Consider the following 25,060-nt stretch of genomic DNA (forward strand, 5'->3'; position numbering starts at 1 on the left):
GGAGAAAATTATGTATAAATTAATAGCTCTTGATATGGATGGAACTACTTTTAACGAAAATCATGAAATATCTGATGAAGTTAAAGATAGTTTATTTTATGCTATGAGTAAGGGTGTAAAAATTGCATTTATTTCAGGTAGAGAGGAGTTTACAGTTAAAGAGATTTTAAAGAGTTTAAAGCTAGATACTTATTATGGAGCTTTAAATGGAAGTTTAGTTTCTACAACTTATAGTGAAACTCCAAAATTTGTAAAGAGTTTAGAAAAGAAGTATCTTTTTGATATTTTAGAAATAATTGAGAATAATGGTTTTTCACCAATTGTGTTTTTAAAGGATTTTATTTTTACTAAAGATTCTAATGATGAATATGTTGAAATTATTTCAAAATTTATAAATCCTAAAATAGCCAGAGTTAGAGATGTAAAACAATATATTATAGACAATAATTTGGAAGAAAAAGTTTTGAAAATAGGAATTTGTCAAGAATATGATGTATTAAAAGAATTGGACGATAAATTTACTGATACAATAAAGAATGAATACACTATTTCTTTTTCTCTTCCTTTTTTTCTTGAGTTAATGGCAAAAGATACGGATAAAGGCTCTTGCTTAAAAGAAATATGCAGACTTAATGATATTGATATATCAGAGACTATTGCAATGGGCGATGGAGAAAATGATATACCTATGCTAAATATTTGTGGACTTTCTGTTGCAATGGGAAATGCAATGGAAAATGTTAAGAAAAATGTTGATTATATAACTGATACGAATAAAAATGATGGGGTTGCAAAAGCCATAAGAAAATTTGTTTAGAGGAAATTATGGAAAAGAATTTTGTTGAAAAAATCGAAAATGTAGAAAGTTTTGTAAATGAAGTTATTTTAAATGCAATTAAAAATAATGCTTCAGATATACATTTTGAACCTAGAGAAAATAATTTTTATATAAGATACAGAATAGATGGAGAGCTAATTGATATTTATCAAATAAATAGTTTAAATGCCCCAATTATTATTTCTCGTATAAAGATTATTTCAAAAATGGATATTACAATTAAGAGAATGCCACAAGATGGAAGACTGGATTTTGATTATAATGGGAATTTAGTTGACATTAGAGTTGCATCAGTTCCTGTAATTTTGGGTGAAAAAATTGTAATGAGAATTTTAAATGCTGGAAATTTTAAAATTGACATAGAAAATCTGGGATTATATGACGAAGAAAGGCAATTAATTGAAAATATAATAAAAAGTCCAAATGGAGTTCTAATTATAAGTGGTCCTACGGGAAGTGGAAAGTCATCTACATTGTATTCATTTGTAAAAAAATTACAAAATGAAAATATCAACATAATTACTTTGGAAGATCCTGTTGAAGTTAGAATTAGTGGAATAAATCAAATAAATATAAATTCAGCTTTGGGACTTGACTTTGCGACTGGTCTTAGAGCGATGTTAAGACAAGATTTTGAAGTCGGATTAGTTGGAGAGATGAGAGATAGAGAAACTGCAAATATTGCTCTAAGAGCAGGAATAACAGGACATCTTATCTTCACGACTTTGCATACTGCAGACACGGTTTCAGCAATAATAAGACTTTTGAATTTAGGAATAGAAAATTATGTTATTTCTTCAGGTGTAATAGCAATTTTATCTCAAAGACTTGTTAGAAAACTTTGCCCAAAATGTAAAATTAAAAGAGATTTAACAAATTTTGAAAAAGAAATTTTTAAAGAAAATAATCTTGAAACACCTAAATATATCTATGAAAAATGTGGTTGTGAACATTGCAATAGAGGATATATTGGTAGAACTTTAATTTTGGAATCTTTAATTTTAGATGATGAAATAAAAGAGATAATAAATGGAAATTGTAATAGTGTAAGACTTTATGAATATTTTAAGAAAAACGGAAATGAAAGTTTATACAAAAACGGACTTAGAAAAATAGCAGACGGAATAACGAGTTTTGAAGAAGTAAATAAAATTTTATTTTCGTTAGGAGAATTTTAAAATGAGCTTTAAAGAAAAAGTTTTTAATATTTTAAATATGGAAATAGGAAATAAACACAATTTATTGGATTTAAGCATTTCTTTAAAAGAGGCGGGACTTCTCTTAAAATCAAATATTAATACTGCCGAAACGATAAATTTACTTTCGAAAACTTCTCCTAATAAGAATTTAAAGAAAATTTTTTCAGAAGTTTATGAAAATTTATTGCGTGGTAATGATTTGTATAATTCTTTTTTAAAGGTCAATAAATTTGATAATTTGTTTTTATCTTTAATAAAATCAGGAGAAAGTTCGGAAAGACTTTCAGAAGTTTTTTTATATCTTTCATCATATTATGAGAAAAAGTATAAATTAAAACAAAAACTTATAAGTATATTAACTTATCCGATTATTTTGTTGTCGGTTACAGTTGTCGTTTTAATTTTCTTTTGAATAATGTAATACCTGTATTTTTAGATATTTTTAACGACAGCAATATTGAATTACCGGCTATTACAAAACTTTTAATTAAAAGTATGGATTTTATTAAATATAATTATTTATTTGTAATTTTAGGAATTTTGATTTTTATTGTATTTTTAAAACTAATTTTTAAAAAATATAAAGTTAGAAAATTTTTTGGAAAATTGCTTTTTAAAATTCCATATATAAAGTCACATTATCAAAACTATATCACTTCCATAATTGCAAAGAATTTTACTATTTTATTAAATGGAAATATAAATATAGTTGACAGTTTGGAGATAATAAAAAATTCTACCGGAAATGTCTTTATAAAAGAACATTTAGAAAATGCTATTCTGGAAATAAAAAGTGGTAAATTAATCTCAAAATCTTTAGAGGACGATTTGATTTTTAATCCGGCATTTATAAATATGCTTGCAATAGGAGAAAGTAGTGAAAATTTAGTTGAAATACTGGAAAGTGCAACTGAATACTATGACTCAAAGATAAATTATTCTGTTGATAAAATTTTACAATATTTACAACCCGTAATAATTATTTTAATTTCTCTATTTGTTGCATTTATAGTATTTGCAATAGCAATACCAATTTTTGATTTATCAAATGGAATAAGTATAGAGTAATTATTTTGATGGAGGTAGTATATGAGAGCGTTACTTGTAATTGATTTACAGAAAGGGATAATAAATCAAAGAGATTGTAGTGATGAAATAAATAAAATTAGGTGGTTGATTGAAGATTTTAAATGTAAAAATATGCCAATTATTTTTACAAAACATCTTGATGAAAATATTGAAAGCCCTTTATACAAAAATTGCGAAGGTATTGAAATAATAGATAATTTGGATATAAATGCAAAATATATAGTTGAGAAAAGTAAGCCAGACTCATTTTTCAATACTAATCTTGAAAAAATTTTAAAAAATGAAGACATAACTGAATTGGTTATTTGTGGTTTTAATACTGAATATTGTTGTTTATTTACTTCTATAGTTGCAGCTGATAAAAATTTCAAGGTTTATTTTATAGAAGATGCAACTGGAACGGTTTGTGATGAAAATACTTATGAAATGCCCGGATTGGATATTCAAGATTTTATAGGTTCAATACTAAACTGGTCAAATATGGTAAATGTTTTGTATTTAGATGAATATAAAGAAGAATTTATTTAATAAAAAAAGCAAGTTAGGTTTAATCCAACTTGCTTTTTTAGTCTATTTCTTTACTCCTGTAACATTAAATGTACCGTCATCATTTTTATATCCTGAAATTTTAAATTTATCATTTTCTTTTGCAAAAATTAAATCATTTGAAATGGAAACTCCTGCAATATAGATTAAATTATCTTCTTTTGTAGTAAAGTAGAAGAATGTATTTCCCTCTATATTAACCGATTTTATTTCTTTTATAGTTCTCTCAACAGATGAATTGTTCTCTGCATTTGGATCAATTAAATCTGCATTTAATTTATTATAATTTTTTACAGTTTCGTTAATGTCACTACCTACAGCAACATTTTGATATTTTTGTGCATCTATAAGTGCGAAAAGTTTTGTAAGTTCTGCTCCGTCTTTTAAACTCATAAAATATGTCGGTCGATTATTTAAGTTTATTAGAATAGGGAATGTTGAAGTATATCCCTTCTCTTGAACACTACCTCTTGCACTTTCCATAACTGAAAATTCTTCGGCAGAGGAAACGGGATAAAATTTTGTCTCTTTTGTTCTCATATTTACAAGTACGAAACCGATATTTGATTTATCTGAAAGAACAGAAGTTATCCCTGTATAAAAATAAATATCTTCACCAATTGATAGATAATTATATCCCTTTGTAGGTTTTGTAACGCCGGTTTGTTTTATATATCTATTTATAAATCCCTTTTTATAGACACCATTGAAAACAAGTTGTTCTTCAATCATTTCTGCAGGATAAACTCTATCTACCCAAGCAGGTACATCTTTTTTATCGTGTTCCTTAATTTCCCCGGAATTTGCATCTATAATTAAAACTTTACTTACATCCATACCTCCAACTAAATTAATAGTAGGTTTTAGAACGGATGCAACCCAGAAAGGATTACCTTCATCATCTATCTCAAAATTTATTTCTCCGATTATATAAGTCGGTCTTTTAAGACGAATATGTCTTTTTATATTTCTATTTAATTTATCTGAAAAACTATAAAAAATTGGTTTTTCAAGTTTTACAAGTTTTGTATCTTGACTTGCCATATCTACAGAAATATAATATCCAAGACCCTTTGATTGATTTACAAACCATTTAACAAGTCCTGAATAGGTAAGAGGAGTAACTCTAAATGGCTTTCCTTTTATATTTATTTGGGGATATGTTGGGTCAATATCATATTGTGATACCAAATCTCCTCCGATTTCGCCAAGTTTTCTTGAGCCTAATCTTTCGGCGGTTGTCTTGTCAACGACTGGGATTTGATTAAAATTAATAGGCTTTACATCATCTTTAAAAATACCTTCTTGCTTATCAATAAGATTTGAATATCTTTTTGCATTGAAAGCTTGGGAAGATAATAAAGTTGCAAAACCGTAAAAACCAATAGAAGCAACTAATATTGAAATTAATATCTTTCTAAAAGCCTTACTTGTTTTATCATTTACATTTTTTACATTTTCCAAAAATGAAGAAAATCCTACAAAACTTAATGCGATTACGCCAAGAAAAAAGTAAAATGAAATATGGGCATAGTTTATAATAGGTAATGCAATATAGAAGAATAAAGCTGAAACTATAAGCATAAATATTAAACTTTGTATAAAAACAGATCCATTTGTTTTAACTTTCTTTTTTTGAGTAAATTCAAAAATCTTTTCTCCATATTCATTTTGATGGGATGTCTTTTCAAATTCATCCTTTATTGAAGATAAAATTCTATTTACATATATTTTCATATAAAATCCTCCTTTACAAGACTATTTTAACATATTATAATAAAAAATATACTTAAACAATATATAAGTAATAACATAATTTTTATTAATGGAAAAACATAGAGGAAAAAGAAAATTTTAGATAGTTTTATTGAAAAAAAGTAGCTTAAGATGTATAATTTAATTAACGACGATAACGTCTTTATGTAAAAAACTATTAAAACGGATAAATTTTTAAAACTTGTTATTAATAATAAATATCGATATTAAAAATATTAATTTTATTGTAGGCACTAAATTTAATAATCTTTTTTTCTATTTAAGTACTTTAGTTGTTCACATTTCTTTTTTTATATGTTACAATATATGTGAGGAAATTTTGGAGGAAATGTGTTGAGTAGAGAAAAGATATATGTAAAAAACCATTATAGATATGATGCGATATTTATATTTTCTATTTTGGCGATGTCTGTAGGCTTGCTTTTTGACAGTCCTAAAGAAATTTTAGACGGTTATATTAATATTTTAAAATCTCCAAGTCATTTACTTACTGATTATATGGCAGTAGGTGGAATAGGGGCAACATTTTTAAATGCTGGTTTACTTATGTTATTAGCATCTTTTGTGTTGTGGAGAAGACAACAATTGTTGACAGGTCCTATTATAGCTGCACTTTTTACACTTTTCGGTTTTTCTCTTTTTGGAAAAAATCTATTTAATACAATTCCGATAACTTTTGGAGTCTATCTTTATGGTAAAATAGAAGGTTTGAAATTTAATACTTTAACAATGAATAGCCTTTTTGGAACTGCACTGGGTCCTGTTGTAAGTTATATTTGTTTTGGAATAGGGTTACCGTTTTTTAAAGGATTACTTATTTCTTATGCTGTAGGAATTTTAATTGGAATGCTTATCCCTGCACTTTCTGCATCATTTTTACGTTTTCATCAAGGTTATAGCTTATATAATATTGGTTTTACTTGTGGAGTTATCGGACTTTTTATTCAAGGAGTTTTTAAATCTTTTAATTTAGAAGTTAAAAATGTAAATGTTGTAAGTAAAGGAAATTTACGGATAGCAATTATTATGTATGTATTCTTTGCAGTAGTATTTGCTCTAGGATTTTATCTAAATGGATTTAGTTTTAAAAATTTAGGCAATTTATTAAAAAATAGTGGTAGAGCACCTTCTGATTTTGGTAATATCTATGGTAGAGGTGTTAGCATGATTAACATGTCTGCACTTGGACTTCTATATACAACTTATGTTATTTTTATGAATCAACCGTTAAACGGACCTATACTTGGAGGGATTTTTACCATTTTCGGTTTTGGGATATTTGGGAAACATATAAAGAATGTATTTCCAATTCTTGTTGGAACAGTTATAGCTTACTTTTTTAATATTTACGATCCACATAGTGTATCTGCAACTGTTACAATTTTATTTGCTACAAATCTAGCACCGGTTTCGGGAGAATATGGTTTTTTTGCGGGGATGTTTGCAGGTTTTTGTCATGTTTCAATTGTTTCCAGTGTTGGACTTCTACATGGAGGCTTAAACCTTTATAACAATGGATTTTCGGGAGGTTTTGTGGCAGCAACTTTAGTCCCGGTTTTTGAGGCAATCAAAAATTCAAGATTTTTTGATAAAAACGAGGAGGAATAATTTTGAATACAATTAAAAATGAAGAGCATTATGCTAAATTAATAGTTAGCGGACTTGTTCATTATTATTTTAGTAAAAGAGTTCAAGATTTAAAAATAGATTTTAAAATAGAAAAGAATTCCTTGAGAGTTATAGCTGAAGGAAATGTTAAAATAAAACCGAAAGATTTGGAAGAATTAAATAGAATATCAAATTCTGCCAGACTTCCGGAGTTTGAAAATTATTATGAAAATCTAATTGGATTTGGAAGTGACTCTAGCGATATGTCTAATATAGATGCTTTGGGTTCTATGGTTGACGAAGCTATTGTTTCTTACTCAGAAGATGGTCTTTTGACTATATTATTAGTTAGAAATTTCTAGCCTTTAATATTTGGAGAAACGTACATATTAGTTTATTGTTATATGCTCTGGGTATTATAACAATTATGCTAAATAAAACTACTATAAGGAGTAACATATATGAAAATATTAGAGGTGAAAAATCTTCATGTTAATGTTGGAGATAAGGAAATTTTAAAAGGTATCAATTTAGATATCTTTGAGGGAAAGGTTCATGTCATTATGGGACCAAATGGAGCAGGAAAATCTACACTTACAAATTCCATTATGGCTCATCCTAATTATGAAGTTACAAAGGGCGACATATTTTTTAAGGGTGAAAACATAAATGAATTAAGAGCAGATGAGAGAGCAAAGCTTGGGATGTTTATGTCTTTTCAAAATCCGGAAGAAGTTCCTGGAGTTACCGTTTCAAATTTTATTAGAGCTTCAAGAATGTCAATAACAGGAGAAAAAGAAAGTGTTATCGAATTTCAAAGAGAGCTTGAAGAAAAAATGGAAAGTTTAACTATGGACGCTTCTTATGCTCAAAGATATTTGAATGTCGGATTTTCCGGTGGAGAAAAGAAAAAAACTGAAATTTTACAAATGGTTATGTTAAATCCTGCACTTGTAATGTTGGATGAAACTGATTCCGGACTTGATATTGATGCAGTTAAGGTTGTTTCTGAAAATGTTGAAAAATTTAAAAGTGAAAATAAATCAATTTTAATCATAACTCATCACAGGGCAATATTATCAAGAATTAAACCGGATTATGTTCATGTTTTATATAATGGTAAAATTGTAAAAACATCAGATGCCTCTTTGATTGATAAAATTCAAAAAGAAGGTTATTCTTGGGTTGAACAAGAGGTGTAGTTATGACATCAGAAAGAAAAAAACGCAAGTAGAAGAAATGGACAGAGGTGTCTATGATATAAAAAACGAAGTAAGGTATTTTTCAAAAACTGAAAAAGGCTTAACTCGTGATATTGTTATGCAAATTTCCAAAGAGAAAAATGAACCTGACTGGATGTTGGAATTAAGACTTAAAGCATTGGAAGTTTTTGAAAAATCTAAAAATCCAAATTGGGGACCTGATTTGTCTCCTGTTGATATAAATGAAATTACAACATATATTCGTCCGGACGCAAAAATGAGTGAAGATTGGAATGAGTTGCCTGAAGATATTAAGGGAACATTTGATGCGCTTGGTATTCCGGAAGCGGAATATAAAAGTGCACTTTCAGGAGTTGGAGCTCAATACGACAGTGAAGTTGTTTATCATAGCTTAACTGAGAAAATGAGGAAACAAGGAGTTATTTATACAGATTTTGAAACTGCCGTAAGAGAATACCCTGATATAATAAAAGAATATTTTATGACTTGCATAAAACCTGAAGATCATAGATATGCTGCGCTACATTATGCAGTTTGGAGTGGTGGCTCCTTTGTTTATGTTCCAAAGGGGGTTAATGTAAGTATTCCTTTACAATCATATTTCAGACTTAATGCACCGGGTGCGGGACAATTTGAACATACTTTAATTATTATTGAAGAGGGAGCTTATTGCCACTTTATTGAAGGCTGTTCAGCTCCAAAATACAATGTTTTAAATGTTCATGCCGGAGCAGTTGAACTTTTCGTAAAGAAAAATGCAACTTTAAGATATTCTACAATTGAAAATTGGTCAAGAAATATGTATAACTTAAATACAAAAAGAGCAATTGTTGATGAAAATGGAACTATTGAATGGGTTTCTGGATCCTTTGGCTCAAAGGTAAGTTTACTATATCCAATGAGTGTATTGAGAGGAGAAGGAGCAAAGAGTGAATTTACAGGAATCACTTTTGCAGGAAATGATCAATACTTAGATACAGGAGCAAAAGTTATTCATGCTGCTCCAAAAACAAGCTCATCAATAAATTCAAAATCCATATCAAAGGGTAATGGAGTTGCTATTTACAGAGGCCTTGTAAGTGTAAAACCAAACTGTCCGGGTTGTAAATCAACTGTAACTTGTGAATCTTTGATGTTGGATCAAGAATCTCAATCAGATACAATTCCGGTAATAGATATTCAAACATCAGATATCGACTTAGGTCATGAAGCAAAAATTGGTAGAATTGACGATGATGTAATTTTCTATCTAATGAGTCGCGGTATTCCTGAAGAAGAGGCAAAAGCTATGATTGTTAGAGGTTTTGCTGAACCGATTGCAAAGGAATTACCTTTGGAATATGCTGTTGAAATGAATGCTTTGATTAATCTAGAACTTGAAGGAACTATTGGTTAGGAGGTGTCTGTATGAGAGGAAATTTTATACCAAGTAATACTTGGAATGCAACAAGAGTTAATAATACAGAAGTACTATTACCTAATTTAAATCCAAAAGAATATTCTTTAATTAAGGATGAAAATAAAAATCTTAATTTTTCTTATGAAAAATTTTCTTTTTCAAATGAAATAGCTGAAAAATTAAAAGAATTTACAAATTTAAAAATGGATTTTGTTTCAACGAAAGAAAATTCTTTAAATCAAGTTGTTTCATTAGAATTAAATGAAGAAAACAATCAATTAGTTGATATTATAAAAATAAAAGCTGAAAAAAATTCAACTTTAAACTTGACTTTGGACTATTTTTCAAGAGAAAGTGTTAAAGGATTCAGACATTCTATTATAGAAGTTGAAGCTGAAGAAAACAGTAATGTAAAAATTTTCATTTCTCAAAGATTTTCTTTAGATGTTTTGAGTATTCAAAGTGTTTATTACAAAGTTAAAGAAAATGCAAATGTTGAATTTGTTCAAGTTGATTTAGGAGGCAGAGAAAATTATGTTTCCTATATAGGAGATCTCGTTGATAACAATTCAAATGTCAACGTAAATTCTATTTATTTCGGAAAAAACGAACAAAAATTAGATTTTAATTATGTGGCAACTCAAAGAGGACGTGCTACAAATTATGATTTGTCTATTAAGGGAGCATTAGCTGATAGAGCTCAAAAGACTTGTAGAGTAACTATCGACTTTAAGCGTGGCTCATCTACTTCTAAAGGTTCTGAACAAGAATATGTAACATTACTTTCTGATGATATAAAAAATGTTGCAGTTCCTATTTTACTTTGTACTGAAGATGATGTTGAAGGAATTCATGCAGCGAGTGCGGGGAAAATTGATGAAAATATACTATTTTACATTATGAGTCGTGGTTTTAGTGAATCTGAAGCAAAGAGATTGATTTTAGAATCAAAATTTGCTGAAACTATTGACTTGATAGATAGTGAAGAAATGAGAGAGAGAGTTTATACAACTTTATCCAAAAAACTTTCGGAGGTATAATATGACTAAAACTATTCTTGATATTAGAAGAGATTTTCCATATTTGAATGAAGAAAAAGTTGGGAAAAAAGTTATTTATTTAGACAATGCAGCTACAAGCCAAAAGCCACAAGCTGTTATTGATACTATAACAAATTATTACTCTTATCAAAATGGAAGTCCACATAGAGGCAGTCATTATTTAAGTATGTCTGCGACTGAAATTTATGAGGGAACAAGAAAAAAAGTTAAGAATTTTCTTAATGCAAAGAGAACTACCGAAATAATTTTTACAAAAAATGCAAGTGAGGCACTTAATTTAGTTGCCTATTGTTATCTTACTAAATTAGAAAAAGATGATGAAATAATGCTTAGTATTATGGAGCATCATAGTAATTTATGTACTTGGCAATTTTTAAAAGAAAAAACAGGTGCTAAACTTAACTATATTTACCTTGATGATAATTTCCAATTGGATATGAAATCTTTTGAAGATAAAATTTCCGATAAAGTAAAATTAGTATGTATAACTGCTGCTTCAAATGTAGTAGCTACAATGCCTGACATCAAAAAAGTTATTGAAATAGCACATAAAAATGGAGCAAAAGTTTTAGTTGATGCATCTCAAATTGTTGCGCATAAAAAACTGGATGTTCAGGATTTAGATGTTGATTTCTTAGCCTTTTCAGGACATAAAATGTTAAGTGCAATGGGCGTTGGTGTACTTTATGGAAAGTTTGACCTCTTAAAAGAGATGAATCCATTCCTTTATGGAGGAGATATGATTGAATATGTTTATGAGGATTATTCAACATATCTTTTACCTGCAGGCCGTTTTGAAGCAGGGACACAAAATGTTGGAGCGGTTGCTTCACTTGGAGCTGCGATTGATTACCTTGAAGAACTAGGTTTTGATTATATAGAAAAATTGGAAAGAGAACTTATGAATTTTGCTTTTGAAGAAATGAAAAAGTTAGATTTCATAAAGACTTATACTACAACTGAAGAAAACAGATGTCCAGTTATAGCTTTTAATGTAAAAGATGCACATCCTCATGATGTATCTTCAATACTTGATAGCTTTGGAATTGCAATAAGAAGTGGGCATCATTGTGCAGAGCCTTTGCATAGATATTTGAATGAAAATGCAACTTGTAGAGTGAGTTTTTCTTTCTATAACACTAAAGAAGAAGTAGAATATTTCATTGATAAATTAAAAGAAGTAAGGAGAATATTACATCTTGGACATTAGAGAAATTTATACTGAGATAATAACAGAAGAAAGTAGAAATACAAAAAATAAAAGATATTTGGAACATCCGACTCACGAAGAAAAAGGTCATAACCCAAGTTGTGGAGATGAAATTACATTACAATTAGATATTGAAGATGGTATAATCAAAGATGCCTCTTATGTTGGAGTAGGTTGTGCTATTTCTCAAGCCTCAACATCACTTATGATTGATTTGGTAAGAGGAAAGACTTTAGATGAAGCAAAGGAACTTTGTGAAACCTTTTTGGCAATGATTACAGAAGGTCTTGAGGGCGATGAGCTAAAAAAACTTAAAGATGCCATAGCTCTTCAAAATATTTCTACAATGCCTGCAAGAGTTAAATGTGCTGTTCTTGCTTGGCATACATTAAAAAATATACTTGAAGCTAATTAAATATGGTCGTAGCTCTTTTGAGTTGCGACTTTTTGAATAGGAGGGTATATGAGGATATTTTTTATATTATATTTGCTTTTAGACGGTTTGTTATACAACTATAAATTATTGATTTCTATAATTTTTATAATGAATTTAATATCTTTTACAATATTTTATATTGATAAAAGAAAAGCTATAAAAGGCAAGAATAGAATTTCAGAGAATAGCTTATTGTTATCAGCTTTTTTGTTCGGCTCTATTGGTGCTTTTCTATCCATGCAAATATTTAGACATAAAACTAAAAAGCTAAAATTTAGAATTTTAGTTCCGCTATTTTTTATAGTTAAAGTTTTGATTTTATATTATTTATATAAATATATGTTTTAGGTGATGTTATGAAAAATATTAGATTTTCTACAGAAAGATTGAATATAGCAGATATGCAGTTTTCCGATTGTGATTACGCAGCGAAAGAATGGGGAAATGAAATATCCGGAAAATATATGTGTGATCCATTTTACAAAAATGGAGAAGAACTTAGAGATATATTGAAAGATGAGTTGGAAAATTCGGAAAAATGGACTGACGATTTCTATTTTTCAGTTTTTAAAAAAGAAAATGATGAAATAATAGGAACTGCTTGTGCTTTTGAAGTTGAAAAGAGTAAGAAAATATGGGGCATAGGATATTCGATAAAGCTAACTGAATGGAATAGAGGTTATGGAACAGAACTTGTTAATGGTTTGTGTAAATTCTTAAAATTATATAATGTAGAAATTATAAACACATTAATTGCAAAAGAAAATATTTCATCTCTGAAGATTTGTTTTAAGAATGGATTTGAGATTTTTAAAGAAACTGAATTTATTAAATCAGGAACTGATATAAAATATTCAGCATATGAACTTAGGAAAAATTATAAAACAATTAAATAATTAAAGTCAAAGATATGAAAGAATTAGGAATTATTTAAAGGAAGTAATAAATTTACTTCCTTTTTAAATGAAAAAATTCCACTAAAAAGCGGAATTTATAAAAAAATATTAAAAGTTAAAATTTATCTTTAAATAAATCGTATAAATTAAAAGCTATTGCTATTGCCATACAAGTAATTGTAATAGTGGAAAGGTTGTTGAAATCAAATATAATTAAAAATACTAATAAAGTGGTTACTAAATAATTTGTCCATTTTTTTCTCATAAGTGCCTCCTTTAGATTAATATTAAATAGTGATTTATTGAACTATCAGAACAATATATTTACAACTGTATTATACCATAATATAGTATTTAATTAAAGTATTCATAATGTAAAATTAAAATTATCAGGTTCAAAGGTCAATTTCTGTCTAAAAAAATGAAAAAATTCTAAAAAAGACTTTACATTTTACAAAAAATCTGTTAAAATTTAAAGATAATAATGTAATAGTGGGATAATATGTATTTTTATCTTTTTTAATTTTTCAAAGGGGTGAAGTTTTATGACGCATACTGAAAAGTATGGAATCACAGAAAGGGTTAGTTATTCAAAAATTCAAAATGTTTTGGATCTTCCAAACCTAATTGCCATTCAAACTGATAGTTATGATTGGTTTATTAAGCAAGGAATTAGAGATGTTTTTGACGATATTAGTCCGATTAGAGACTATTCCGAAGCTATGAAGCTGGAATTTTTAAATTATCGTTTAGAAAATGCTCCAAAGTATTCAGAACAAGAATGTAAGGATAGGGATATGAACTATTCTACACTTCTAAAAGTTGATGTTCGTTTAACAAACAATAATACAGGTGAAGTTAAAGAACAAGAAGTGTTTATGGGAGAAATTCCATTGATGACTGACAACGGGACTTTTATTATTAATGGGGCTGAAAGAGTTATCGTAAGTCAGCTTGTTAGAAGTCCGGGTGTATATTATGGAGAAGAAATTGACAAGTCAGGTAATAAGTTATTTTCTTCAACAGTAATTCCAAACAGAGGTGCTTGGTTAGAATATGATACCGACACAAACGGAGTTGTAAGTGTTCGTATTGACAGAACAAGAAAATTGCCTATAACAACTATGATTAGGGCGTTGTTATATGAAACAAATGAAGAAATGGTTGAAAATTTCGGAGATATTAAAGAACTTCATACTACTTTGGAAAAAGATATAACAAAGAGTTATCAAGAAGCTATTCTTGAAATTTATAGAAAATTAAAACCGGGGGATCCTGCTACTGTTGAAAGTGGGGAAAGTTTATTACATAATTTACTTTTTGATCCTAGAAGATATGATCTTGCAAAAGTTGGTAGATATAAATTTAATAAGAAATTAGCTTTAAGAAATAGATTAATAGGAACAATTTTAGCTGAAGATATTTTCAAGACTGATAAATTCGGTGAAATGGAAAAAATTGCAAGTGTTGGAGATTATATTTCAGAAGAACTTGCTGAAAAAATTGAAAATGCAGGATATAAGAGAGTTCATGTAAAAGTTGAAGATAAAGAGATTATCGTTGTTGGTAACCACTTTGTTGATATTAGTGCGTTTGAATTAGGATTTGACATTACATGCAATGGACTTTCAGAAAAAATTTACTATCCGGTTATGATGGAAATTTTAGAAGCTGCATCAGAATATGAAGGCGAAGAATATGAAACACAAGTTAAGAGAGCTGTTAGAAATAGAGTTAAAGAGCTTTCTCCTACTCATATTATTCGTGATGATATCGAAGCTACTGTAAGTTATGAATTTAACTTATTCTATGGTCTTGGAATTTGTGATGATATTGACCATTTAGGAAATAGAAGAGTTAGAGCTGTTGGAGAACTTTTACAAAATCAATTTAGAATTGGTTTATCAAGAATGGAAAGAGTTGTTAGAGAAAGAATGTCAACTCAAGATCCGGACCTTGCTACGCCTCAAGGACTTATCAATATAAGACCTCTTGTTGCATCTTTAAAAGAATTCTTCGGTTCTTCACAATTATCACAATTCATGGATCAAAACAATCCACTTGCAGAACTTACTCATAAGAGAAGATTATCAGCATTAGGACCTGGTGGTCTTAGTAGAGATAGAGCAGGATACGAAGTAAGAGACGTTCATGAAAGTCACTACGGAAGAATTTGTCCGATAGAAACTCCAGAAGGTCCAAACATCGGTCTAATTACTTCTCTAACAACTTATGCAAGAGTTGATCAATATGGATTTATTGAAACTCCATATCGTGTTGTAAATAATGGAATTGCTACAAAGGACATTGTTTATTTAACTGCTGATGAAGAAGATGAAGTTATTATCGCTCAAGCCAATGAACCACTTGATGAAAATGGACGTTTTGTAAACGAAAGAGTAAGTGGTCGTGGTATTAATGGCGAAAATGATATTTATCCAAGAGATACAATTCAACTTATGGACGTTTCTCCTCAACAAATTGTATCAGTTGGTACAGCAATGATTCCTTTCCTTGAAAATGACGATGCTACTCGTGCGTTGATGGGCTCAAACATGCAAAGACAAGCAGTGCCTCTACTTGTTACTGAAGCTCCTATCGTAGGAACCGGTATAGAACATAAAGCGGCAAGAGATAGTGGTGTTGTTATCGTTGCTAAAAATTCAGGAATTGTTACAAAAGTTGATAGTGATGAAATTCATATTAAAAGAGATTTAGATAATGTAGTTGATAAATATAGATTACTTAAATTTAAACGTTCAAACCAAGGAACAACAATTAATCAAAGACCTATAGTTAATGAAAATGACAGAATAAATGCAGGAGATATTATTGCCGATGGACCTTCAACTGAAAATGGAGAAATTGCATTAGGTAAAAATATTTTAATGGCATTTATGAACTGGGAAGGCTATAACTATGAAGATGCGATGTTGTTAAATGAACAACTTGTTATAGATGATGTTTTAACTTCATTACACATTGAAGAACATGAATGTGAAGCGAGAGAAATCAAATTAGGTTCTGAAGAAATCACAAGAGATGTTATAAATATCGGTGAAGATATGAGAAAGAACTTGGATGAAAATGGTATTATAAGAATTGGTGCTGAAGTTAATTCGGGAGATATCTTAGTTGGTAAAGTATCACCTAAGGGAGAAACTGAATTAAGTGCAGAAGAAAGACTTTTAAGAGCTATTTTTGGAGAAAAAGCTAGAGAAGTAAGAGATACTTCTTTAAGAGTTCCTCATGGAGAAACAGGTATTGTTGTAGATGTTAAATGTTATAGTAGAAAAAACGGAGATGAATTACCACCAGGAGTTAATGAAGTGGTTAGAGTTTATGTAGCCACTAAGAGAAAGATTAATGTAGGGGATAAAATGTGTGGTAGACATGGTAACAAAGGGGTTATTTCAAGAATAATGCCTCAAGAAGATATGCCATTCTTACCGGATGGAACTCCTTTACAAATCGTTCTTAATCCATTAGGGGTACCTTCTCGTATGAACATAGGACAAGTGCTTGAAGTTCATTTAGGACTTGCAGCTAAAAGACTTGGTTGGAAAGTTGCAACACCAGTATTTGACGGAGCAAGTGATGTTGATGTACTTGATGCATTAAGACTTGCTGGTTGTCCTGAATCAGGTAAAATAAGACTTAGAGACGGAAGAACAGGAGATGAATTTGACAATCCTGTAACTGTTGGTTATATGTATATGTTAAAACTTCACCATTTGGTAGATGAAAAAATCCATGCTAGATCTATCGGACCATATTCTTTAGTTACTCAACAACCGCTTGGCGGTAAAGCACAATTTGGTGGACAAAGATTTGGAGAAATGGAAGTTTGGGCATTAGAAGCATATGGCGCAAGTCATACTTTACAAGAAATGCTAACTGTTAAGAGTGATGACATTGTAGGTAGAGTTAAGACTTATGAATCAATTGTTAAGGGTGTAAATATTCCTGAACCGGGAATTCCTGAATCCTTCAAAGTTCTTATGAAAGAATTACAATCATTATGTCTAGATGTAAAATTGATTGATGAAGAAGGAGAAGAAATCAAACTTAGAGAAAATTCTGATGAAATAAAGGCTCAACTTGTTTTAAATGAAGAGTATGCCAGAGAAGAAGAGGAAGAAGAGGAAGATTTTGACTTTGATTCATTCTATGAAAAATCAGAAAATAAGGAAGAAGATTTTGACGGTTTTGACCTTAGTTTTTTAGAAGATAAAGATGAAAAAGAAAAAACAGTTCAGAAGAAGTAGATAAGTACAAAATGTTTATAGAAGAAGATATTGATCAATAGCATAGAGGAAGGGAGTGGACTCCTTGTTGGAATTAAATAATTTTGATGCAATGAAAATTGGCTTGGCTTCACCTGATAAGATAAGAAGCTGGTCAAGAGGAGAAGTTAAAAAACCAGAAACCATAAATTACAGAACACTAAAACCGGAAAAAGATGGACTTTTCTGTGAAAAGATATTCGGACCGGTAAAGGACTGGGAATGTAATTGTGGTAAGTATAAAAGAATAAAATACAAGGGAAATGTATGTGAAAAATGTGGAGTTGAAATAACAAAGTCTAAAGTAAGACGTGAAAGAATGGGTCATATCGAACTTGTTGCTCCGGTTTCACATATCTGGTATTTCAAAGGAATACCTTCAAGAATGGGACTTATATTGGATATGAGTCCAAGAGCCCTTGAAAAAATACTATATTTTGCAAATTATGTTGTTCTTGATGCAAAAGATACTGACCTTTATGTTAAGCAATTACTAACTGAAGGCGAATATGGAGAAGCTTGTGAAAAATTTGGTGCAGAAAATTTCAGAGTTGGAATGGGTGCTGAAGCAATTAAAGAGCTTTTAGAAAATATTAATTTAGATGAACTTTCAGATGAGTTGAAAAAAGGTCTTGTGGATGCAACAGGTCAAAAGAAAATTAGACTTTCAAGAAGACTTGAAGTTTGTGAAGCTTTCAGAAAATCAGGAAATAGACCTGAATGGATGATTATTGATGTTGTTCCTGTTATTCCGCCTGATTTAAGACCGATGGTTCAACTTGAAGGTGGTAGATTTGCAACTTCAGACTTAAATGATTTGTATAGACGTGTTATAAATAGAAATAACAGATTGAAAAAACTTATAGAAATTCATGCTCCTGAAATCATTATGAGAAATGAAAAGAGAATGTTACAAGAAGCTGTGGATACATTAATAGATAATGGAAGACACGGAAAAGCTGTAACAGGAGCAGGAAATAGAGAACTTAAATCTCTATCAGATATGTTAAAAGGTAAAACAGGAAGATTTAGACAAAACTTACTTGGAAAACGTGTTGACTATTCAGGACGTTCTGTAATCGTAGTAGGTCCGGATTTGAAATTCCACCAATGTGGGCTTCCTAAAAAAATGGCTCTTGAGCTATTTAAACCTTTTATTATGAAACAATTGGTTGAAGATGGAATTGTTCATAATATTAAAAGTGCTAAGAAATATGTAGAAAGATTAAATTCAAATGTTTGGGACATCTTAGATAAAGTTATTAAAGATCATCCTGTGCTTTTAAATAGAGCACCGACTCTTCACAGACTTGGTATTCAAGCATTTGAACCGGTTTTAGTTGAAGGAAAGGCTATAAAATTGCATCCATTGGTTTGTACGGCATATAATGCCGACTTTGACGGAGACCAAATGGCGGTCCATTTACCTTTATCAACTGAAGCTCAAGCAGAAGCAAGACTTTTGATGCTTTCTACAAATAATATTTTAGCACCAAAAGACGGTAAGCCTATCACAACTCCTACACAAGATATGGTATTAGGTTCATATTATTTAACAAGTGGAACTGTTGAAGAACAAGCCGTTCGTTCATTTATGGATTATGATGAAATGTTTAAGGCTTATTCTACAAATAATGTTAAAATTCATGATACTGTTAATATCTTGTATAGAGATGAAGAAACAGGAGAAAGTCAAATCGTAAAATCAACTGTTGGTAGATTTATATTTAATGAACATATTCCACAAGATTTAGGATTTGTTGATAGAAGTAAAGATAAATTCTCATTAGAAATAGATAGACTTGTAGATAAAAAAATGCTTGGTAAGATAGTAGATAAATGTTTTAGAAAACATGGAAATATTAAAACTGCTGAAGTATTAGACTATATTAAATCTACAGGATATAAATATTCAACTGTAGGAGCTATTTCTATCTCAATGAATGACGTAATAGTTCCTGAAGAAAAATGGGAAATTCTTAAAGAAGCGGAACATAAAATTGCAGTTTATGAAGAATTGTTTAGAGATGGTTTAGTTTCTGAACAAGAAAGATATGAATATGTAATTTCTGTTTGGACAAAAGCTACTGAAGATATTACAAAGATTCTTGTTGCAAAACAAGATCCTACAAATAGTATCTCAATTATGGCGGACTCAGGAGCCAGAGGTAATATCAACCAAATTAGACAGTTAGCCGGAATGCGTGGACTTATGAGTTCTGCAACCGGTAGAATCGTAGAAATTCCTATTAAAGCAAACTTTAGAGAAGGTCTTTCAGTTCAAGAATTCTTTATCTCAACTCACGGTTCCAGAAAAGGTCTTTCAGATACCGCTCTTAGAACAGCTGACTCTGGATATTTAACAAGAAGACTTGTAGATGTTTCACAAGATGTTATTGTTAGAGAAGACGACTGTTGTACAGATGAATATGTATTAGCAAAAGACTTTAAAGATGGAAATGCTATAGTTGAAAAACTTGCAGATAGAATCGTAGGAAGACATTCATTTGAAGATGTTTTAAATCCTAATACAGGAGAAATACTAATTTATAAAAATGAAATGATTACAGAAGCTTTGGCAGAAAAAGTTGAAAAACTTGGAATTACAGAATTAAAAGTTCGTTCAGTTTTAGGTTGTAAATCAAAACATGGTGTTTGTGCAAAATGTTATGGACGTAACCTTGCAACAGGAAACCCTGTTAATATTGGTGAAGCAGTAGGAATTATAGCTGCTCAATCTATCGGAGAACCTGGTACTCAGCTTACGATGAGAACATTCCACTCAGGTGGGGTTGCCGGTGTTGGAATTACTCAAGGTCTTCCTCGTGTTGAAGAACTTTTTGAAGCTAGAAAACCTAAAGGACTTGCTTATATAACTGAAATAGACGGTACTGTAAAATTAGTTGATAATAAGAAGAGATATGATATAGTTGTAACTGCTGAAGACGGTGATGAAAGAATCTATGCTATACCTTATGGAGCTAGAATTAAAGTTAAAGATGGAGAAGAAATCAAAGCAGGAGATATGCTTACTGAAGGTTCTATAAATCCACATGATATTTTAGCTATAAAAGGACCAACAGGTGTTCAAGAATATATCACTAAAGAAGTTCAAAAAGTATATCGTAACCAAGGGGTAGATATCGACGACAGACATATTGAAATCATCATAAAACAAATGCTTTCTAAAGTTAAAATAGATACTTCAGGAGATACTAATTTCTTAGAAGGAAGTTTAGTTCCTTTTAGAGAAGTTGAAGCTGTTAATAGAGAAATGCTTGAAGAAGATAAAATGCCGGCTACATTCGATAATGTATTACTTGGTATTACTAAGGCATCTCTTGCAACTGAAAGTTTCTTATCAGCTGCATCATTCCAAGAAACTACCAGAGTTTTAACTGATGCTTCTATCAAAGGAAAAGCAGATGGTTTAATAGGATTAAAAGAAAATGTAATCTTAGGTAAACTTATCCCTGCAGGAACTGGTATGAAAGTTTATAAATCTATTGAAATTGACTATGAAACAATGGAAGAAGAAGATAGACTTGCTAGAGAAGCTGCTCTTGAACATGCTGAACCTGAAGAAGATCATACATTTGATGAATTAAAAGCAGAAGCAGAAGTAAAAGCAGAAGCAGAAGTAAAAGAAACTGAAATTGATACTGAAGAAGTAGAAATAGTTGAAGAATAATATTTAGAGTCGGAAAAATTTTCCGACTCTTTCTATAAAGTGAGGCATAAGATGAAAAAAGCTTTAATTTTAACTGCATCTTTTGGTGGGGGACATAATAAAGCTGCAAATAATATTAGAGAGAAACTCGAACAAAGAGGTTTCGATGTAGAAGAAATAGATTTGTTAAAGGAAATTTCAGAAAAGTTAGACAGCTTACTCGTTGGCGGATATTTGGGAATTGTAACTAAGACACCTGAAATTTATGGGCTTATTTATAAGGGAACTAATATAACTCAAACACAAAATGTTTTTTCAAAACCAATTTTAAATATGTTGAGTAATAAAATATTACCTATATTGGAAGAAAAAAGACCAAGTGTAGTTATTGGAACTCATGTTTTTGCTATTGGAATTATGGAACATATAAAGCAAAAAAATATTATGATGTTCCATTTATTTCGGTAATTACCGATTTTATAACGCATAAAATGTATTTTAGTGATTATGTTGACTATTATATTGTAGCGACCGAATTTACAAAAAACAGAATGATTGATGATGGAATAAAAGAAGAGAGAATTTGTGCTTATGGAATTCCTATAAGTGACAATTTTAAAGAAAGACATTATGAAAAAAAAGAAGGCTTTAATATTTTAACTATATTTGGAACTTTGGGAATGAATGATTTTTCGGAATATATTATGCCGATTTTGGATATTTCAAATGATATAAGACTTACTATGGTCTGTGGTAAAAATGAAGAATTAAAAGAAAAACTTGAAAAAAATATAGTCTTTTTATAGATGAAAATAGACTTGAAATTTTAGGTTATACAAATGAAGTTGCAAGACTTATGGAAGAAAATCAACTTCTGATTACAAAACCCGGAGGGCTTACAGTTACGGAGGCAATAATTAAAAATATTCCGCTTATAATTCCATTTTTCATTCCGGGACATGAAGAAGAAAATAAAAACTTCGTTGTTGAGGAAGAGATTGGAGTTTATGCTGATAGTATTAATGCTGTTGTAAAGGAGATAAAAAAGTTTTACAAAAATAGAAGAAGAGTGGAATATATGTCTTTAAATATGAAAGATATTGCTGAAGGTTTTTCAGTAGATAAGATTGCAGAATTAGTTGAAAAAATAAGCTAAATTTATTGACAAAAAGGATGTCTTATAGTATAATTCATCGTGGATAGAGATTTTAGGAGGTTTTATATGAAAATTAAAAAATATTTAATTTCTGCTATGGCTATATTATTAATGGGTTCAATGGTTGCTTGTCAATCAAAACCGGCTGAAAATAAGAAAGCAGAAGAAAAGAAAGAAGAAAAGAAAGAAGAACCAAAGATGGAAAAGGCTTCTGAAGAAGAAAAAAATGCAACTATAAAAGCATTAGAAGCTCAAAAAGCTATCGAATTAGAAATTCCTAATTTAAAGGATGCTGACAAAGAAAGCATTCAAAAAAATATGAAAGCTTAATTGCTCAAGTTAAAGAAGATAAAATGGGCAAGGATGAAGTTGTTAAATTAGGAAAAGCTGCTGAAAATTACGTTAAAAACGTAAAAGCATCAAGAGGCGAAAAAACTGAAGAAAAAAATAAGATGATATTTTTAATGAGAGTTTGTTACTCTCTTTTTTTATGAGAAAAAATTTTTTAATTAAGATAATTTATTAAAAAAGGGGTATAAAAGAGTCACATACTTTTTGGTTATACTTATAGTTAAAAGCAAAGTCACACTAATCACAGTAATACTGGTATGTAAATACCACACTTAAAATTTATAGAAAATAAGCTATGTAAAATTTTTACATAGCTTTTTTTGTGAAAAAAATTTTTTGTTGAAATTATTATAAAAGCTTTGAGCATAAAATATTTGAAATGAGATTTCTTATATGATACAATGTCTATGTAAATTATTAGAATAATATTTTAAAGAAAAAACTAATGGAGTTTAGTTATGAAAAAATTAAAGAAAAATATTTATCTATATTCTATATTAATTGTTATTTTTAGTATTTTTACAGTTTATTCAAATGCTAATATGCCAATGATAATTAAGGAAATTACAGATAGCATAACAGCTAAACAATTTGATAAAATTTTTGGATATTTTGTAAAATATGCTCTACTAATAGTTTTAGTATTGTATTCTGAATTTATTGGTAAATTGTTGAATGCTAAATATAGAAGATTATTATATATGAGGCTTAGAAATCTTTTTATAAGAGGAATTTTGTTAAAGGGTAAAAAGGGAGAAAATCCTCAAGAGCTTTATTCTATTTATAATAATGAGATAGAATCTGTTGTAGAAGAATACTATTTAACAATACCACATATTATATTTCAAGCAGTATCTATTATTTGGTATATGTATTTGCTGTTTTCATTAAATATTATTGCATCATTTATTATTCTAGGAACAAATATTATATCAATCCTAATTCCTTATTTTTTCGAAATAGATATGCAAAGAATAAGAGAAAAGAGCATTTTAGGATTAAGACAATTGAATACAGCTTTTTATGATATTGTTGAGGGAATAGGGATTATAAAAAGATATTCCGTAGAAAAAAATATAAATGATAAAATGGAGTCTATTTCATCTGATGAACAAAAATATGCTTATAGATATAGCATAAAAAATGCAGTTCTAGAAATTAGTATGGGGGCAATTTCGTTTATATCACAATTTTTAATATATTATGTTGTAATCAGTTCAATTATCAGTGGAAAAGAAACTATCGGAGCTTTTATAGCAATATTGCAATTATCTGACTTGTTAATCTATCCGATTAATACCATTTCCAGCTATTTGATAACTGTATTTTCTATAAAGAAAGTTAAAAATGATTTATTTGAAACATTATCCGATTGCGAATTTGAAGAAAATGAGCAAGAGAGAGTTGAGAAAATTGAATTCGAAAATGTAAGTTTTTCTTATAATGAGAATAAATATATTATTGATAATTTTTCAAATGTTTTTGAAAGTGGTAAAAAATACCTTATTAGAGGTCAAAACGGCTCAGGAAAGAGTACGATTTTGAAATTACTGTTTGGGGAGTTTGAAAATTATAGCGGAAATATAAAGATAAATGGTAAAAATATAAAGAATTATCCTGATATTTCAAAAAATATTGTCTATGTTGAACAAAATTCGTTTCTATTTAATGAAAACATAGTTTCAAATATAACTCTATTTAAAAATATTGAGGATAATTTGATATATGATATTTTAAATAAAGTAAATTTGGATAAAAAACTTATTGAAAATAGAAATGAAAATTTGAATGAATTAAATCTTTCAATTTCAGGTGGTGAAAAACAAAAAATTATAATTGCAAGAGCATTACTTAGAAATAGTAATTTTTTGGTATTTGATGAAGCTATGAGCAATATTGATAAAAATTCAATTTCAATAATTGAAAAAATGATTTTAAATGATAAAAACTTAGGATTTATTAATATTTCTCACAATTATTCAGAAGAAAATGTAAAAATGTATGACTACATTTTAGAATTTACAGGAGAAGAAATTAATATAATAAAAAATTGTTAGCAATAATTACATTCCCGATACTTATGTGTCGGGTTATCTTTTTTATAGGATATTTTTTAGTGAGAAAATTTTACAATAATATAGTAAGTGTGTTATAATATAAGTAGCTTTGCGCCTAATGGCAAGGCTACTTATATTTCATCATAACTACCATAGAAAAAGTATCGTAAAGGAGTTATGATATAATTAAAAGCTTTGCGCCTAATGACAAAGCTACTTATATTTCATCATAACTACCATAGAAAAAGTATCATAAAGG

Annotated in this window: 22 protein-coding genes and 1 pseudogene; 21 read left to right on the forward strand and 2 right to left on the reverse strand. The window is 29.2% G+C overall.

The features are described from left to right. The first annotated feature begins 10 nt into the window (after positions 1–10). Genes HMPREF9127_RS02050 through HMPREF9127_RS02065 form a run of 5 tightly spaced genes read left to right on the forward strand, consistent with a single transcriptional unit; the run spans position 11 to position 3,654 of the window. Entirely contained in the window at positions 11–817 is an 807-nt protein-coding gene (locus HMPREF9127_RS02050) for a Cof-type HAD-IIB family hydrolase (RefSeq protein ID WP_009448421.1), read from the forward strand. A gap of 8 nt (positions 818–825) precedes the next feature. Beyond that, complete coding sequence (locus HMPREF9127_RS02055) at positions 826–2,016, forward strand: GspE/PulE family protein (RefSeq protein ID WP_009448405.1); 1,191 nt, start codon at positions 826–828, stop codon at positions 2,014–2,016. Position 2,017: 1 nt separating this feature from the next. Further along, a complete protein-coding gene (locus HMPREF9127_RS08735) occupies positions 2,018–2,449 on the forward strand; it encodes a type II secretion system F family protein (RefSeq protein ID WP_009448296.1) in 432 nt (143 codons plus the stop codon). Then, positions 2,446–3,105, forward strand: coding sequence for a type II secretion system F family protein (locus HMPREF9127_RS08740; RefSeq protein ID WP_009447760.1), 660 nt, complete (start codon positions 2,446–2,448; stop codon positions 3,103–3,105). Before HMPREF9127_RS08735 ends, HMPREF9127_RS08740 begins: the two co-directional genes overlap by 4 nt. Before the next feature lie 21 nt (positions 3,106–3,126). After that, positions 3,127–3,654, forward strand: a complete 528-nt coding sequence (locus tag HMPREF9127_RS02065; protein ID WP_009448078.1) for a cysteine hydrolase family protein — start codon at positions 3,127–3,129, stop codon at positions 3,652–3,654. A gap of 42 nt (positions 3,655–3,696) precedes the next feature. On the opposite strand, the gene HMPREF9127_RS02070 is transcribed toward HMPREF9127_RS02065, so the two are convergent. Continuing rightward, entirely contained in the window at positions 3,697–5,409 is a 1,713-nt protein-coding gene (locus HMPREF9127_RS02070) for an MFS transporter (RefSeq protein ID WP_009447997.1), read from the reverse strand. 369 nt (positions 5,410–5,778) lie between these two features. On the opposite strand from HMPREF9127_RS02070, the gene HMPREF9127_RS02075 reads away from it, so the two are divergent. The 9 genes from HMPREF9127_RS02075 (at position 5,779) to HMPREF9127_RS02115 (ending at position 13,281) form a co-directional block, all read left to right on the forward strand. After that, a complete protein-coding gene (locus HMPREF9127_RS02075; RefSeq protein ID WP_141557504.1) occupies positions 5,779–7,056 on the forward strand; it encodes a DUF1576 domain-containing protein in 1,278 nt (425 codons plus the stop codon). A gap of 2 nt (positions 7,057–7,058) precedes the next feature. Further along, on the forward strand, positions 7,059–7,418 hold the full coding sequence (locus HMPREF9127_RS02080) for a hypothetical protein (RefSeq protein WP_009448387.1): 360 nt from the start codon (positions 7,059–7,061) through the stop codon (positions 7,416–7,418). A gap of 99 nt (positions 7,419–7,517) precedes the next feature. Then, positions 7,518–8,258 carry a Fe-S cluster assembly ATPase SufC gene (gene sufC, locus HMPREF9127_RS02085; protein ID WP_009448322.1) on the forward strand — a complete coding sequence of 247 codons (741 nt, stop codon included), beginning with the start codon at positions 7,518–7,520 and terminating at the stop codon, positions 8,256–8,258. Positions 8,259–8,295: 37 nt separating this feature from the next. Further along, positions 8,296–9,675 carry a Fe-S cluster assembly protein SufB gene (gene sufB, locus HMPREF9127_RS02090; RefSeq protein ID WP_009448303.1) on the forward strand — a complete coding sequence of 460 codons (1,380 nt, stop codon included), beginning with the start codon at positions 8,296–8,298 and terminating at the stop codon, positions 9,673–9,675. An 11-nt stretch (positions 9,676–9,686) separates the two neighbouring features. Next, on the forward strand, positions 9,687–10,718 hold the full coding sequence (locus HMPREF9127_RS02095) for a SufB/SufD family protein (protein WP_009448111.1): 1,032 nt from the start codon (positions 9,687–9,689) through the stop codon (positions 10,716–10,718). Position 10,719: 1 nt separating this feature from the next. Continuing rightward, positions 10,720–11,949: an aminotransferase class V-fold PLP-dependent enzyme gene (locus HMPREF9127_RS02100; RefSeq protein ID WP_009447847.1), complete on the forward strand. Its 1,230-nt coding sequence runs from the start codon at positions 10,720–10,722 to the stop codon at positions 11,947–11,949. Next, entirely contained in the window at positions 11,939–12,364 is a 426-nt protein-coding gene (gene sufU, locus HMPREF9127_RS02105; protein ID WP_009448461.1) for a Fe-S cluster assembly sulfur transfer protein SufU, read from the forward strand. The genes HMPREF9127_RS02100 and sufU overlap by 11 nt, the downstream gene beginning before the upstream one ends. Positions 12,365–12,412: 48 nt before the next feature. After that, entirely contained in the window at positions 12,413–12,733 is a 321-nt protein-coding gene (locus tag HMPREF9127_RS02110) for a DUF1294 domain-containing protein (protein WP_009448047.1), read from the forward strand. Between the two features lie 8 nt (positions 12,734–12,741). Next, on the forward strand, positions 12,742–13,281 hold the full coding sequence (locus tag HMPREF9127_RS02115) for a GNAT family N-acetyltransferase (RefSeq protein ID WP_009447984.1): 540 nt from the start codon (positions 12,742–12,744) through the stop codon (positions 13,279–13,281). 115 nt (positions 13,282–13,396) lie between these two features. On the opposite strand, the gene HMPREF9127_RS08175 is transcribed toward HMPREF9127_RS02115, so the two are convergent. Then, positions 13,397–13,546, reverse strand: coding sequence for a hypothetical protein (locus HMPREF9127_RS08175; RefSeq protein ID WP_009448088.1), 150 nt, complete (start codon positions 13,544–13,546; stop codon positions 13,397–13,399). Positions 13,547–13,826: 280 nt separating this feature from the next. On the opposite strand from HMPREF9127_RS08175, the gene rpoB reads away from it, so the two are divergent. The 7 genes and pseudogenes from rpoB (at position 13,827) to HMPREF9127_RS02150 (ending at position 24,801) form a co-directional block, all read left to right on the forward strand. Continuing rightward, complete coding sequence (gene rpoB, locus HMPREF9127_RS02120; protein ID WP_009448162.1) at positions 13,827–17,549, forward strand: DNA-directed RNA polymerase subunit beta; 3,723 nt, start codon at positions 13,827–13,829, stop codon at positions 17,547–17,549. A gap of 64 nt (positions 17,550–17,613) precedes the next feature. Continuing rightward, positions 17,614–21,258, forward strand: a complete 3,645-nt coding sequence (gene rpoC / locus HMPREF9127_RS02125; RefSeq protein WP_009448281.1) for a DNA-directed RNA polymerase subunit beta' — start codon at positions 17,614–17,616, stop codon at positions 21,256–21,258. 51 nt (positions 21,259–21,309) lie between these two features. Then, a pseudogene (locus tag HMPREF9127_RS08745) lies at positions 21,310–22,043 on the forward strand (MGDG synthase family glycosyltransferase). Between the two features lie 17 nt (positions 22,044–22,060). Further along, on the forward strand, positions 22,061–22,393 hold the full coding sequence (locus HMPREF9127_RS02140; protein ID WP_255261695.1) for a glycosyltransferase family protein: 333 nt from the start codon (positions 22,061–22,063) through the stop codon (positions 22,391–22,393). Positions 22,394–22,459: 66 nt separating this feature from the next. Further along, on the forward strand, positions 22,460–22,723 hold the full coding sequence (locus HMPREF9127_RS08750) for a hypothetical protein (RefSeq protein ID WP_009448143.1): 264 nt from the start codon (positions 22,460–22,462) through the stop codon (positions 22,721–22,723). A gap of 23 nt (positions 22,724–22,746) precedes the next feature. Next, positions 22,747–22,887 carry a hypothetical protein gene (locus HMPREF9127_RS08755; protein WP_009448205.1) on the forward strand — a complete coding sequence of 47 codons (141 nt, stop codon included), beginning with the start codon at positions 22,747–22,749 and terminating at the stop codon, positions 22,885–22,887. A 315-nt stretch (positions 22,888–23,202) separates the two neighbouring features. Further along, positions 23,203–24,801, forward strand: a complete 1,599-nt coding sequence (locus HMPREF9127_RS02150; protein ID WP_009448164.1) for an ABC transporter ATP-binding protein — start codon at positions 23,203–23,205, stop codon at positions 24,799–24,801. The last annotated feature ends 259 nt before the right edge of the window (positions 24,802–25,060 follow it).

Origin of the sequence: Parvimonas sp. oral taxon 393 str. F0440, from assembly GCA_000223315.2 — a bacterium.
Classification (GTDB): domain Bacteria; phylum Bacillota; class Clostridia; order Tissierellales; family Peptoniphilaceae; genus Parvimonas.

Coding starts and splice junctions, on each gene's coding strand:
- HMPREF9127_RS02050 (WP_009448421.1), top strand. CDS start 11: ATGTATAAATTAATAGCTCTTGATATGGATGGAACTACTTTTAACGAA.
- HMPREF9127_RS02055 (WP_009448405.1), top strand. CDS start 826: ATGGAAAAGAATTTTGTTGAAAAAATCGAAAATGTAGAAAGTTTTGTA.
- HMPREF9127_RS08735 (WP_009448296.1), top strand. CDS start 2,018: ATGAGCTTTAAAGAAAAAGTTTTTAATATTTTAAATATGGAAATAGGA.
- HMPREF9127_RS02065 (WP_009448078.1), top strand. CDS start 3,127: ATGAGAGCGTTACTTGTAATTGATTTACAGAAAGGGATAATAAATCAA.
- HMPREF9127_RS02070 (WP_009447997.1), bottom strand. CDS start 5,409: ATGAAAATATATGTAAATAGAATTTTATCTTCAATAAAGGATGAATTT.
- sufC (WP_009448322.1), top strand. CDS start 7,518: ATGAAAATATTAGAGGTGAAAAATCTTCATGTTAATGTTGGAGATAAG.
- sufB (WP_009448303.1), top strand. CDS start 8,296: ATGGACAGAGGTGTCTATGATATAAAAAACGAAGTAAGGTATTTTTCA.
- HMPREF9127_RS02095 (WP_009448111.1), top strand. CDS start 9,687: ATGAGAGGAAATTTTATACCAAGTAATACTTGGAATGCAACAAGAGTT.
- HMPREF9127_RS02100 (WP_009447847.1), top strand. CDS start 10,720: ATGACTAAAACTATTCTTGATATTAGAAGAGATTTTCCATATTTGAAT.
- HMPREF9127_RS02110 (WP_009448047.1), top strand. CDS start 12,413: ATGAGGATATTTTTTATATTATATTTGCTTTTAGACGGTTTGTTATAC.
- HMPREF9127_RS02115 (WP_009447984.1), top strand. CDS start 12,742: ATGAAAAATATTAGATTTTCTACAGAAAGATTGAATATAGCAGATATG.
- HMPREF9127_RS08175 (WP_009448088.1), bottom strand. CDS start 13,546: ATGAGAAAAAAATGGACAAATTATTTAGTAACCACTTTATTAGTATTT.
- rpoB (WP_009448162.1), top strand. CDS start 13,827: ATGACGCATACTGAAAAGTATGGAATCACAGAAAGGGTTAGTTATTCA.
- HMPREF9127_RS08750 (WP_009448143.1), top strand. CDS start 22,460: ATGAAAATTAAAAAATATTTAATTTCTGCTATGGCTATATTATTAATG.
- HMPREF9127_RS08755 (WP_009448205.1), top strand. CDS start 22,747: ATGGGCAAGGATGAAGTTGTTAAATTAGGAAAAGCTGCTGAAAATTAC.
- HMPREF9127_RS02150 (WP_009448164.1), top strand. CDS start 23,203: ATGAAAAAATTAAAGAAAAATATTTATCTATATTCTATATTAATTGTT.